Here is a 12842-nt window from a genome sequence, read left to right as displayed (position 1 = left end):
GCCCGCTCCCTGGACGCCGGTCGGGGTGCGCGACGCGGGAGCCGTCGTCCCGCCCGTGGGTCCCCCGTGATCGTCGGCTCCGACGAGCCGCTACCCTCCCGAGCGTGCCTCAACTCCCTTTGCCCCCACGGGTCTTCACGCGGCTCGTCGACGGACGTATCTGCGCCTACGACCCCGCCGCCGACACCCGGGGCGTGCTGTCGCCCGTGACGGTCTTCCCGCCGTCACCCGATGACGTCGTCGTCGACCACGCGGTTGCCGCCGACCTTCAGCGCGCCTACTACGCGACCCTCAACGCGGTGGTGTGCGTGACGGCGGACGGGGCCGAGGTCTGGCGGTCGCCGTTGGAGCCGCGGTCGGACCGGCCGTACGGGCACCGGCCCAGCTGTGTGCTGTCGTCGGACGGGCGGGTGGTGTGGGTGTACCGGCCCGACGCCATGGCCGGACGCGAGCGCCCCGACCAGTGGGTCGCCCTGGACGCCGGGACCGGGGCGGTCGTCGCGCAGGCGGATCTGGAGACCGTGGGACACGGCGGACCGCAACTGCCGCACCCGGCGGACGGTCAGGTCCTCCTCGACGTCGGCGAGGGGCAGGACGGCTCGGTCGTCTACCGTGCGTCGCTGACCGGGGACCGGCTGGACCTCGTCAAGTACCCGTGGGACGACCGGTGCCTCATCGATCTCTCGCCGGACGGCAACGAGTTCATGACCGTCGACCACGGGCAGACCGACCTCGCCGTCCACACCTACCCCGACGGCGAGGTGAGGTTCGCGCTCTCCGTCGACGCCTTCGGACACGACCCCGACGAGATCTACGTGGAATGGAGCGGCGGCTATCTGAGCCCGGACATCCTCATCGTCTCCCTCGTCGGCGAGACGGAGGACGAGCAGGAGTGGTTCCGCCACTACAGCGTGGACGCGCGCTCCGGCCGGGTGCGGGCCGAGTTCGACGCCCATGCGGAGAACGCCTACGACGTCCAGCCCCTCGGGGACGGAACCTGGCTCACCGCGGATTCCTCCGGCCACCCCGTCCGCTGGGCCTGAGCGGCCAGGGGATCGCGGGGTGACCGGAGCGAACTCCTGCGCGGCGTCGGCTACTTCAGGTCGAGGGTGTCCCCGGTCGACGACTTCAGCGAGGTGGTCGTGGTGCCGGGGAAGTACCAGCGCCAGCTGCCTGCCGAGGTGACGGTCACCTTCGTGGAGAGCTGACCGGTGCCGTTCGTCGTCACGGTCTTGACCGTGCCGTAGTGGGCGGTGCCCTTCTTCTTGAACTGCAGCCTGACCTGCTGCCCGGGGTAACCGTGGTACTTGAGGTCCTCCCAGTTGGCCCGCGACAGCTTGCCGGTGACCGTCACCTTCGCGTTCTTCGCGACCTTCTCCGGTGCGATCACGGTGGTGAGCTGGGCGGCCCGCTTGACCTTGTAGTCGGCGATGTCGTCGGAGATCCAGTAGTCGCCGTCCTTCGCCTTGACGGTCGCGTCGAGCCGCCAGACGCCGGCGACCTTGTTGGAGTCGATGGTGTCGCTGTCGGCGATCCCGGCGGGGTCGATGGTGATCGTGGCCCGGCACACCGAGGTCGTCGCGGTCTTCTTCGTGCAGGACGAGTCGTAGTCCCAGGTCGCGAAGGTGAGGGCGCTCGACTTGTTGAAGGTGGCGACGTCCGTGAGCCCCTTCACCCCCGAGTTGTCCTTGACGGTGATGTCGACCGGGTAGCGGATCGTCTTCGCCGTCCCCACGATGACGTTGCCGCCGCCGTTGACGACGGTCTTCACCACCCGGACGTCACCCCGCCCCTCCGCGTGCGCACCGGTCGCCGTCACCAGCACCAAGGCCGCCGCCCCGCCTGCCGCGGCCCAGGCCGTTCTGCCTCTCATGGTCCTCCCCTTGTCGTCTGCGTGCCGGGGGAGCCTATGTGATCAGCGATCTTCCACGGTTTCGGGTGAGTCCGGTCCGGTTCCCGGACAACGAACAGGGGCTGTCCCGCACCGTGTGCGGAACAGCCCCTGTGATCGAGCGCCGGGCAGGCCTTGCACCTGCATTTCCCCGCGGGAAGCGGGGCGTCTTTCCTTGGACCACCAACGCAGCACCGGCCGACCGGAGTTACGGCGACGGGCTCGAGATCAAGCATAACCCGAGGGGGCGCGAGAGCCGAATCCGGGCGGGTCCCTGGCGCCGAACCGGGAGGAGCCGGGCGGGGATGTTGTGCGCAGTCCGGGTGATGAAGTGGTGGAGACAGTGGAAACACCTGGAGTCGCCGAGGCCGACGTCCCGCCACCCCGGCGTCCGATTACGACAACCCCGTTCACCCGCAGGCCACTTCGCGATTACGGACATCTCGTCGCCTTTACCAGAGCGGCGAGGACGACACCCCGCGGCGCCCGAGCCCCCGGTGCCCCGGTTCGGTCAACACCCCTTGCGCAGCAGGCATGTTAACTCCGTGAAACCCGATGGAGTGAACTCTGATGCGCCCGTTGACGGTGATAGCATTCCGCCGTCTGCGACCTTGATCCACTTTTGGTCAGACTTCGAGTCTGAACGCGGTCACCCCTCCGCGTCGATCAGTCATGCAGTCCCCTGGACGGGTTGCGGATCCCTGCAAGGCGTACTCGATGACGCCTGCACGCCACGCGCCGGGAAAGGTTTCCATGACTCAAGACGTGCTTCTTTGGTGCCTGGTTGCGATAGCGGTGATAGCCACAGCCGCGGTCGTGGCTCTCGTGCTCCGCAGCAGAGCCCTGGGGAGGAAGAAGAAGGAATCCGAGGCGGCGCTGGAGGCGCGGCTGCGGTACACGCAGGGTGAACTCGACCGCGCCCAGGCCGCCTTGGTGACGATGCGGGACGAACAGGACGGTGTCATCCGCGAGGCGGGGCAGGCCGCCGAGGAGAACACCAAGGCGGTCCTCAAGGGCGCCGCCCGTTTCCTGCAGAGCCTCGCGGCCGAGCAGACCACCCTGCTGGACGGGGTGCAGCGCGAGTACGGCGGCCACGCGGTCCTCTCCGACCTGATGGACATCACCCACGCCAACGCGCAGATGGCCCGCAAGGCACAGGGCATCGCCGTGATGTGCGGCGCTCCGCTGGGCCGCCGCAACCAGCCGGCCAGCGTCTACGACGTCGTACGCAGCGCGCAGAGCCAGATCCGCAACTTCCAGCGGGTCGAGATCATGCAGCCGAGCGGTATCGCGCTGAAGGCCTCCGCCGTCGCGCCGGTCGCCCTGGCCGTCGCCGAGCTCCTCGACAACGCTGCCAGCTTCTCGCAGGCGGACGCGCCGATCGAGGTCACGTTCCGTCAGGCCCAGAAGAACCTGTGCATCGTCATCGACGACGCGGGCGTCGGCATGGGTGACGAGGACCGGCAGCGGGCCAGCGCGCTGCTGTCAGGGGAGGGTCTTCCGCAGCTGTCCGAGCTGGGCACGCAGCCGAAGTTCGGCTTCCCGGTGATCGGTCTGATCGCCCGTCAGCACGGCTTCACGGTGGATGTCACCGGTGTCTCCCGGTACGGCGGCGTACGGGCCGTCGTCCTTCTGCCCGAGGAGCTGTGGACCATGGAGGAGACCCTGCCGCCGGCCACCGAGGCGCCCGTGAGCAGCATCCGGCCGATGGAGACCGGTCGGTCGGCGCGTACGGCGGGCGGGCTGCCGAAGCGCGGATCCCGTATGTCGCCCACCGGTGTCCCCACCAGTGGCGAGCAGTCGCCCCGCCGGAGTGCCCGGCGCGGCTCCGGCAGCCTGGCGGCCCTGCAGCGCGGTACGCAGTCCGCGCGTGACACGGCCTCCTTCGACACCCAGACGCCCGGAGGGTCCGAAAACGCATGAGTACAGCAGACCTGTCCTGGATGGTCCAGGACATCGTGGACAACGTGCCGAGAGCTCGGCACGCCGTGGTGTTGTCCGCGGACGGGATTCCGCGCGGGTCCACGGACGACCTGACCGGACAGGACGTGCGGACCATCTCCGCGGCCATGGCGGGGATGCAGTCGCTCAGCCGGGCCACCGCCCACTTCGCCGGGCTGGCCAGGGACCGGCAGTGGATCCAGACGGTCATCGAGTTCCAGCACGGCTGGGTGTTCCTGATCGGGGCCGGGCAGGGTGCCTACCTGGCCGCCGCCGCGGAGCCCGACGTGGACATGGAGCAGCTCTCGTTCCGGATGAACCGGCTGGTCTCCCGGCTGGGCAACAACCTGACGGCGCCGCCGCGGGTGACCGCGGGCGACGCGGCCCACAGCGTGGACGTCGCCTCGGCGCAGCGGGACGCGGAGGGCGGCGGGGTCTTCCTGCTCGCGGAGCTGGACAAGGCGGTGGCGTCGGTGCCGGGCGCCCTGCACGCTCTGCTGCTCGGCGCGGACGGTCTGCCGCGCGGGGCGAGCGCGGGGATCGGCAGGAACCTGGCGGACACGATCTCGGCGGCCATGACGGGCATCCACGCGTACAGCCGGGCGACCGCGCCGTTCGCGGGCGGTCAGCAGGACGACGAGTGGATGCAGACGGTCATCGAGTTCGAGCACGGCTGGGTGTTCCTGATCGCGGCGGGCGAGGGTGCCTTCCTCGCGGCGGCCGCCGAACACGGCTGTGACATCGAGGAATTCACCGTACGTCTGGGCGACACGATGCCGGCGCTCACCGCCGGGTCGGCCGCTCGCGGAGGAAGGACGGGCGATGCGTGACGACCTGGACGGCGAGCTGGAACTGACGGCCCCATTAGTCCCACTCTTCGTCATCGCGCAGGGTCGCGCGCTGCCGCGGGAGAGCGAGTACGAGCACACCACGATCATCACGGCCCAGGACGGCGCCCTGGCGGCGGCCCGCACGCTGTCCCCCGAGGCCCGTACGGTCATGGACCTGATCGCGGACGGCTTCCTCTCGGTCGCCGAGGTCGCCGCGCACACCCGGCTGCCCCTGGGCATCGTCCGCATCCTGCTGGCGCAGATGGCCGAGGACGGTCTGATCCATGTGCGTGACCCGGTGCCGCACGCCGAACGCCACGACCCCGTCCTGCTGACCGCCGTGCTCGACGGCCTGATGCGAATTCGAACCGGAGCGTAGTCCCGTGTATCTGGATCCCGACGTCTCCCGCTCCGTGAAGATCCTGGTCGTGGGCCACTTCGCGGTCGGGAAGACCACGTACATCGGAAGCGTCTCCGAGATCGAGCCGCTGCAGACCGAGGAGGAGATCACCGAGGCCAGCGAGGGGCTCGACGACCTCTCCGAGACCCCGGACAAGACGACCACGACCGTGGCGATGGACTTCGGGCGTCTCACCCTCGGCGAGGACCTGGTCCTCTACATCTTCGGAACCCCCGGTCAGGAGCGGTTCAAGCAGATGTGGGAGGGGCTGTCCCGGGGAGCGCTGGGGGCGCTCGTCCTGGCGGACCCCGAGCGGCTGGAGGAGACGTTTCCCGTCCTCGACCTGGTCGAGGCGTTCGGCCTGCCGTATGTCATCGGCGTCAACACGTTCGAGGGGAAGCACCAGTTCCCGCTGGACGAAGTGTGCGAGGCACTCAACATCGCCGAGGAGACCCCGGTCATCCACTGCGACGTCCGTGACCAGGACTCCTCGATGCAGGCACTCATCACGCTCGTGAAGCACCTCTTGTCCTCACTCGGCTAGGAGCCAGCATGCAACAGCCCTTCGACCCTTCCGGGGCACCGGCCGGCTGCCCCGCGCACGGCAACGTCCCGCTGTACGGCAGCGACTTCGGCTCCGACCCCGAGAGCACCTACGCCCGGCTGCGCACCCTGGGGCCGAGCGCCCCGGTCGACATCGCGCCGGACGTCGAGGTCGAGCTGGTGACGAGTTACGACGCCAGCCTGTACATCCTGCAGAACCCGACCCTGTTCGTGCGGGACTCGCGCCGCTGGAACGCGCTGAACGACGGGCAGGTGCCGGCGGACAGCCCGGCGCTGCCGATGATGGGCTACCGGCCCAACGCCCTGTTCAGCGACGGCGCGGCGCACGCCCGGCTGCGGCAGGCGGTCACGGACAGTCTCGCGACCGTCGACCAGAGCCGGATCGTCCGGCTGACGCAGCAGTCGGCCGACTACCTGATCAGCCAGTTCAGCTCCGAGGCCCTCGGGCAGGCGGAGTTGATGGCCGCGTACGCCCAGCCGTTGCCGCTGCTGGTCTTCGGTGAGCTGTTCGGCTGCCCGCCGGAGCTCGGTGACCGTGTGATCGCGGGCATCACCGGCATCTTCCAGGGCATCCCGGGTGCCGACGAGACGCTGGGCGGCGCGCTCGCCGAGCTGATCGCCCTCAAGCGCCGGCAGCCCGGCGAGGACCTCACCACCCAGCTGATGGTGCACTCCTCGCGGCTGACCGACGAGGAGGTCCTGCACCAGCTCGTCACCCTGCTCTCCGGCGGAACCGCACCTCTGACGGCCTCCATCGGCACCAGCGCCGCGCTGTACCTCAGCGACGACTGGCCGAGCGGTCTGCCGGTCGAGGACGCGGTCGTGAAGACGCTGTGGAACTACGCGCCGATCGCCAACTACGCGGCCCACTACCCCACGCAGGACGTCGAGTTGGGCGACCGGACGCTCCAGTCGGGCGACCCGGTCCTGATTTCGTTCGCGGCCGCCAACAACGACCCGAAGCTGACCGCGCACCGCGAACAGCTCAGCTCCAAGGCCCACTTGGCCTTCGGTGCCGGTCCGCACGCGTGCCCTGCGAAGGACCCGGCGTTCATGATCGCCGCGACTGCTGTCGAGTCCCTTCTCAACCGGCTGCCCGACGTCGAGATGCGCATCCCCTTCAAGGAGCTCGCGTGGGTTCCGGCGCCGTGGAGCCGCCAGTTGGTGACCGTGCCGATCCGGTACACCCCGCGCGCGGTGCCGTCGGCGGCCAAGGCCCGTCCGGCGCGGCCGGCCGCTCCGCACATCGGGCAGGCTCCCGCCGCGGTGCCGCAGCAGACCGCGTTCAGCCGGCCGGCCGCGCATGCCGCTCCGCGTCCCAAGGGCGGGATGTTCAGCCGCTTCCGTGCCTGGGTGAATGGTGAGTGACGTGAAGAGCGAGTGACGTAAGTAACCCTACGAAAGCACTGTGTTATTGGATGATTCAAACATCCCACGGGTACGAATGGCGGCTGGCAGAGAGGAGCCACCATCGTGGGAAGCGTCACGACTCCGACAGCGGACCGTCGGGCCACCGTCTCCCTGTTCTCCCGTCTCCGGACGGCTGACGGACAGGCCGATCCCTTCCCCATCTACGCGGAACTCAGGGCGCGCGGCACAGTCAGCCCCGCGCCCTGGGGCGGTCACCTCGTGACCGGTTACGGCACCTGCGACCAGGTACTGCGCAACGGCCTCTGGCTCGAACCGGACACCGACTGGAGGGCTCGGCAGGGCGCGCGCACCCGCTGGAGCGCCCCCTCCTCACGGGAGATCAGCCGAACCATGCCCGCCCTCAACCCGCCGGAGCACACCCGGGTGCGGCGGTCGGCGGGCACCTTCGACCGCTCCACCGTCGAGCAGATCGGCCGACGGGTGAACGACATCGTCGACCGCCTTCTCGACACCCTGCACGAGCGTCTGCGCGCAGGGGAGGCCGACTTCGCGGAACTCGTCAGCGAGGAACTCCCGGTCGCCACCATCGGCGACTGGCTCGGGATACCCAGCGCGGACTGGCCCCGGCTGCGCGAACTGACCCACGAACAGGTCTTCACCCAGGAGTTGCTCCCGAACGCCAGCCAGCTGGCCCGCTCCGACGCCGCGATGGCGGAGCTGCGGGCCTACTTCCTCGAGCTGGTGCGCGACCGGCGCGCACATCCGGGCGACGATCCCGTCTCCCGGTGGATACGCGCCTGGGACGAGCTCGAACCGGACCGGGACAAGGCCGACGAAGCCGTCTACTTCCTCGCCCTGTTCGTCCTGCTGGCCGCGCTGGAGACCACGTCGACACTGCTGTCGACCATGGTGCTCCTGCTGGTGGAGGACCCCGGCCGGTGGAGCCTGCTCGCCGAACACCCGGACCTCGTACCGGAGTTCGTGGAGGAGACCCTTCGCTACGACCCTCCCACCCACGTCATCAGCCGGGTCGCCTCCCAGGACTGCCGGCTGGAGGACACCGAGGTCCGCGCCGGCGAGATGGTCCACCTCATGGTGGGTGCCGCCCACCGCGACCCGGCCCGGTGCACCGACCCCGACTCCTTCGCCCCCCGGCGCAAGCTGACCCACCTCGCCTTCAGCGGGGGCATCCACTACTGCCTGGGCGCACCCCTGGCCCGGCTCGAGGCGCAGACCCTGCTGCGCCGCATGATCGCCCGACTGCCGAGACTCACCCTGGTACGCCGCCCCGCGCGGGCGCCCCGGGTGGCGTTCAGGCGGCTCCTGAACCTGGACGTATCACTGACATGAACTCGCCAATGCCCCCCGGTGCCACCGTGCCCGCCCCCGTTCCGGAGCCCCTGGACCACCCGGAGACGGCATCCCCCGCCGCCCCCCTCAGCCTCACCCGGACCGGGCCCGTCCTCCACGCACGGCTCAACCCCTCCGCCCAGGACGACGACGTCCTGAGCTCCGCCGTCCTGGACGCCCTCATCGCCGTCCTCGACGGCCTCCACGAACAGCCCGACGTACGCATCCTGGTGCTCTCGTCCCACGGCGAGAACTTCTGCCTGGGAGCAGACCGCCGGGAGTACCAGGACGCGCTGGCCACCGATCCGACCGGGGCCACGCTCCGGCGCATCGCCGACAAGGCCCAACGCCTGTGCCAGGCCCTGGAGAACACCCACGCCGTCACCATCGCCCGCCTCCACGGCAACGTCATCGGCGCGGGCCTCGCACTGGCCGCCCACTTCGATCTGCGCGCGGGGGCGGACACCTGCCGCTTCCGCATGCCCGAGGTCGGCCTCGGCCTCGCACCCGCGTGGGGCGGCGGCATGGGACGCCTGATCGTGGAGGCCGGCGCCGCCCGGATCCGCGAGCTCATGCTCACCTGCGAGGACTTCGACTCCCCCACCGCCCACCGCCTCGGCCTCCTCCACAAGGTCGCCCCCCTCGACGACCTGGACGACACCATCACCGCCTGGACCAGACCCCTCGCCCGACGCTCCCCCCAGTCCCTCCTCCTGACCAAACGCATGCTCACCGGCTATGTGAAGGCAGCCCGAGCATCCGACACCACCCTGCTCGACTCCCACCTCCTCGCCGCCCAACTCACCCAACCCCGCTGACCGCCACCCCCACACGACCGTGCTCGGTCCGCCGCTTACCCCCGATGCGGCGGGCCGGGTATCCGGGGGAGCTCAAGTTGAAGGGATCGGGCGGCTGCGAATAGCCAGCACTTGCGCGACCCCCGCCGAGGCGCCCGGCGCCTTCCAGATCGGGCGTGCCCTCGGGACTGCCGGCTACGGGGACCAATGGCACGGCGACATCGGTGACGTACAGGTTCACGACCGGGTCGTGGTCCCGGCCGAGGCAGCCGAACTGGCGTACCGCAAGCCGAAGTTGCTCGGCCACTGGTCGCTGGAGAACGCAACGGACGGGGTGAGCCCCGAGCAGTCGGGCGGCGCGCCGCTGCGGCTCGGCACGGGGGCTTCGATCTACCAGGGCTCCGACGACTCCTGCATCCCGGACATCGACCCGGACTGCACCTACGTACCGCCGCCGCTCGTCGGTGACGGACATCTGCGGCTGGACGGCGAGAGCGGGTACGCCGCCGCCGACGGGCCCGTCGTGGACACCGGGGACAGCTTCACGCTCGGCGTCGTCGTACGCCTCGCGGACTCCGAGCCCGCCCACCCGATGACCGTGCTCTCGCAGGCCGGCGAGCACACCGACGCCTTCAAGGTGCGCTACGAGCCGTCCACGCACACCTGGCAACTGGTGATGCCGGAGAAGGACGAGGCCGGAGCCCCCGAGAAGGTGGTGTCCCAGATCGTGGGCGCGGACGGGGGCGAGGGCCAGGGCCATCGCCTCGCCGTGGTCTACGACGACGCCACCGACACGATCAAGCTCTACCTCGACGGCTACACCAACGCCCAGGCGACCGCGACCCTCCCCGACGGCTGGCACAGCACCGGCGCTCTCCAGATCGGCCGGGCCAGGTCCGGTGACGGCTGGGGCGAGTACCTGCACGGCGACGTGGACGAGCTGCAGGCCTACTCCGGCGCGCTGAGGGACGGCGACATCATCGGCCTGGGGCAGAGTACGGACCCTTGCGTGTGCTGACACCTGTTCCCTGACGTCCCCGACGGTCCGCCAGAACCCGGGTTCCGGCGGGCCGTTGGCCTGAACAGCTGCACAGGTGTCACCCCGTTCGAGTGACGGCACCCGTTCCTACGTTTCCGCAGGTGGAAACGGTTCTCCTGGAAGAGGCGAGGGTGGGGCGGGTGGGACTCGAACCCACGGCCGACGGATTATGAGTCCGCTGCTCTAACCGGCTGAGCTACCGCCCCATTACGGCGCGTCGCGCACATTTGTACGCGCCGTCTGCCGCAGCATAGCCGCTCATACGATCTCCTGCTTCGGATGGTCGACTTCGCACGACCATGAGGACTGCCGCACGTCGCGAGCGGTTCCGGGGGACATGAAAAAGGACCCCAACGGGGTCCTCATCACTGCTTCCTCACTGCGCTCTCCCGACTGGACTCGAACCAGTAACCTGCCGGTTAACAGCCGGCTGCTCTGCCAATTGAGCTACGGAAGACCGAAGCTCCCCCGACTGGACTCGAACCAGTAACCTGCCGGTTAACAGCCGGCTGCTCTGCCAATTGAGCTACAGGGGAATGCCTCGTTGCATCGAACCTACCTCCCTGGGTATTCGCCAGGGGGCGTGCGCTCGCTGCGACACATACATTAGCGCAAGCAGGGGGGTGCTCCGCCAATCGGTTCCCCCGGCAGCGAGCCGCGCCGGAGATCTACGCAAGGGAAGGATGGCCGTCATGCGCTACAAGCTCACGTTCGTCGTCGGACTGGCTCTGGGTTACGTGCTGGGCACGCGGGCCGGACGCGAGCGCTACGAGCAGCTGAAGAAGTCGGCACGTCAGGTCGCGCAGAACCCCGCCGTCCGCAACACCGCCGAGACGGCGGCGCAGCAGGGCCGCCAGTTCGCGGGCAAGGCGTACCACGCGGTCGGCGAGAAGGTCGGCGACCGGGTCCCCGACTCGGTGGCCCAGCGCGTACGGTCCCTGCGTGAGCGCAACGCGAACGGCACGGGCGAGGACGACTGGGGCACCAGCAACACATAGGGAGTGCCGACCCGGCGTCGCCACCTCCCGCCGTACGGCAGAATTTCTGCCATGGGGATAGTCGCCGGGTTGGACAGTTCGCCCGATTTCACTCGTATCGTCGTCTGCGACACGGACACGGGGTCCGTGCTCAGGCAGGGATATGCGCCGCATCCGGTCGAAAACGAGACCGAGGGCGGCGGGCGGCCCTCCGATGTCGATCCACAGGCCTGGCTGTTGTCGCTGGGTGAAGCGGCCGGCGGGGGGCTGCTGGAGGGCGTGCAGGCCATCGGCGTCTCCGCGCAGCAGAACGCGGTCGTGCCGCTGGACGCGCAGGGCAACACCGTGCGGCCCGCGATGGTCGGCGGTGACAAGCGGGCGCAGGTCGCGGCGGCCGACCTCATCGACGCGCTCGGCGGGCGTGAGGCGTGGGCGCAGGCGGTGGGTTCCGTACCGCAGGCCGCGCACCCCGTCACCAAGCTCCGCTGGCTGAACAGGACCGAGCCCGACAACGCCCGGCGTACGGCCGCGCTGCTGCAGGCCCACGACTGGCTCGTGTGGCAGCTGCTCGGGCGGCCGGTGCGGAGAACCACCGACCGGGGTGGGGCCTCCGGGACCGGTTACTGGTCCGCCGCCAGCGGTGGCTACCGGCCCGACCTCGTCGAACTCGCCCTCGGCCACCAGGCCATGCTCCCCGAGGTGATCGGCCCGTCCGACGCGGCCGGTACGACCCCGGAGGGCCTGCTGATCTCCGCGGGCACCGGCGAGACCATGGCCGCCGCGTTCGGGCTCGGGATCGGGTTCGGGGACGCGGTCGTGTCGCTCGGGGCCTCCGGGTCCGTGATGGCCGTGCACCCCGAGGCGCTCGTCGATCAGAGCGGGATGATCACCTCGCTGGCCGACGCGACCGGGATGCATCTGCCGGTCGTCACCACCCTCAACGCCGTGCGGACCCTGCGGGGCGCCGCCGAGCTGCTCGGGCTGCCCGATCTGGAGAGTCTGTCCGAGCTGGCGATGAAGTCGACGCCGGGGGCGCACGGGCTGGTGTTCCTGCCCTATCTGGAGGGTGAGCGGACACCGAATCTGCCGCACACCGCGGGGACGCTGGCCGGGCTGCGGCGGGAGTCGATGAAGGCGGAGCATCTCGCGCGGGCCGCGTTCGAGGGCATGCTGTGCGGGCTCGCGGACGCGCTGGACGTGCTGCGCGGGCGGGGCGTGGCCGTACGGCGGCTCTTCCTGCTCGGGTCCGCCGCCGAGCTGCCCGCCGTGCAGGCCGCGGCGCCCGCGCTGTTCGGGACGCAGGTCGTCGTACCGCAGCCCGCCGACTACGCCGCGATCGGTGCCGCCCGGCAGGCCGCGTGGGCGCTCGGGGTCTCGCAGGGCACCCTGGACCCGCGCAACCCGCCGCCCTGGCAGGGACCGGTCGCCCAGGTCTTCGAGCCGGGCGACGAACTGGCCGTAGGACAGGCCGTGCGGCAGCAGTACGTGTCGGTACGGGAACAGACGCATCCGGGCGCGTTCCGCTCGTAGGTGTGTTCAGTCGTCGGCCTGAATAGCGCACTCAAGGGTGCATAACGGCGCGTGGGGCACTGCTGTTGGCTTAATCGGTTGAGGTAACGCGGGTGGAGTGTTCGACGATAGGGGCGAGGGGCACACCGCCCGCCCTCCACCCGCCGACTCCG

The 12842-nt window shown here is 70.1% G+C and carries 12 protein-coding genes and 3 tRNA genes; 11 read left to right on the top strand and 4 right to left on the bottom strand.

What is annotated here, in order from left to right:
• Positions 1-104: 104 nt before the first annotated feature.
• Complete coding sequence (locus OHT77_RS30450; RefSeq protein ID WP_328831609.1) at positions 105-1043, top strand: hypothetical protein; 939 nt, start codon at positions 105-107, stop codon at positions 1041-1043.
• Positions 1044-1093: 50 nt separating this feature from the next.
• Here OHT77_RS30450 and OHT77_RS30445 read toward each other — a convergent pair whose 3' ends face one another.
• A complete protein-coding gene (locus OHT77_RS30445) occupies positions 1094-1873 on the bottom strand; it encodes a hypothetical protein (RefSeq protein WP_328831608.1) in 780 nt (259 codons plus the stop codon).
• Between the two features lie 834 nt (positions 1874-2707).
• On the opposite strand from OHT77_RS30445, the gene OHT77_RS30440 reads away from it, so the two are divergent.
• The 8 genes from OHT77_RS30440 to OHT77_RS30405 all read left to right on the top strand — a co-directional run bounded on the left by OHT77_RS30440 (position 2708) and on the right by OHT77_RS30405 (position 10162).
• The gene (locus OHT77_RS30440) at positions 2708-3814 is read left to right on the top strand and encodes an ATP-binding protein (protein ID WP_266768385.1); all 1107 of its coding nucleotides are present in this window, start codon (positions 2708-2710) and stop codon (positions 3812-3814) included.
• A 20-nt stretch (positions 3815-3834) separates the two neighbouring features.
• A complete protein-coding gene (locus OHT77_RS30435) occupies positions 3835-4662 on the top strand; it encodes a roadblock/LC7 domain-containing protein (RefSeq protein ID WP_328834387.1) in 828 nt (275 codons plus the stop codon).
• Positions 4655-5041, top strand: a complete 387-nt coding sequence (locus OHT77_RS30430) for a DUF742 domain-containing protein (protein ID WP_266768386.1) — start codon at positions 4655-4657, stop codon at positions 5039-5041. Before OHT77_RS30435 ends, OHT77_RS30430 begins: the two co-directional genes overlap by 8 nt.
• 4 nt (positions 5042-5045) lie before the next feature.
• Complete coding sequence (locus tag OHT77_RS30425; RefSeq protein WP_266768387.1) at positions 5046-5606, top strand: GTP-binding protein; 561 nt, start codon at positions 5046-5048, stop codon at positions 5604-5606.
• Positions 5607-5614: 8 nt separating this feature from the next.
• Positions 5615-6994, top strand: a complete 1380-nt coding sequence (locus OHT77_RS30420; protein ID WP_328831607.1) for a cytochrome P450 — start codon at positions 5615-5617, stop codon at positions 6992-6994.
• 105 nt (positions 6995-7099) lie between these two features.
• Positions 7100-8347: a cytochrome P450 gene (locus OHT77_RS30415; protein ID WP_328831606.1), complete on the top strand. Its 1248-nt coding sequence runs from the start codon at positions 7100-7102 to the stop codon at positions 8345-8347.
• A gap of 26 nt (positions 8348-8373) precedes the next feature.
• On the top strand, positions 8374-9165 hold the full coding sequence (locus OHT77_RS30410) for an enoyl-CoA hydratase/isomerase family protein (RefSeq protein ID WP_328831605.1): 792 nt from the start codon (positions 8374-8376) through the stop codon (positions 9163-9165).
• Positions 9166-9394: 229 nt separating this feature from the next.
• Positions 9395-10162, top strand: coding sequence for a LamG-like jellyroll fold domain-containing protein (locus tag OHT77_RS30405; protein WP_328831604.1), 768 nt, complete (start codon positions 9395-9397; stop codon positions 10160-10162).
• 153 nt (positions 10163-10315) lie between these two features.
• Here the strand turns inward: OHT77_RS30405 and OHT77_RS30400 are convergent.
• The 3 genes from OHT77_RS30400 to OHT77_RS30390 form a co-directional block, all read right to left on the bottom strand.
• A tRNA-Ile gene (locus tag OHT77_RS30400) sits at positions 10316-10389 on the bottom strand.
• Positions 10390-10567: 178 nt separating this feature from the next.
• A tRNA-Asn gene (locus OHT77_RS30395) sits at positions 10568-10640 on the bottom strand.
• Between the two features lie 6 nt (positions 10641-10646).
• Positions 10647-10719, bottom strand: a tRNA-Asn gene (locus tag OHT77_RS30390).
• Between the two features lie 156 nt (positions 10720-10875).
• On the opposite strand from OHT77_RS30390, the gene OHT77_RS30385 reads away from it, so the two are divergent.
• Together OHT77_RS30385 and OHT77_RS30380 are read left to right on the top strand one after the other, a co-directional pair.
• Positions 10876-11181 (top strand): YtxH domain-containing protein, encoded by a 306-nt coding sequence (locus OHT77_RS30385; protein WP_266768396.1) that lies wholly within the window; start codon positions 10876-10878, stop codon positions 11179-11181.
• A 51-nt stretch (positions 11182-11232) separates the two neighbouring features.
• On the top strand, positions 11233-12690 hold the full coding sequence (locus OHT77_RS30380) for a xylulokinase (protein ID WP_328831603.1): 1458 nt from the start codon (positions 11233-11235) through the stop codon (positions 12688-12690).
• Positions 12691-12842: the final 152 nt, after the last annotated feature.

Origin of the sequence: Streptomyces sp. NBC_00252, assembly GCF_036187565.1 — a bacterium.
Classification (GTDB): Bacteria; Actinomycetota; Actinomycetes; order Streptomycetales; family Streptomycetaceae; genus Streptomyces.
This window is presented reverse-complemented; position numbering and strand designations above follow the sequence as displayed.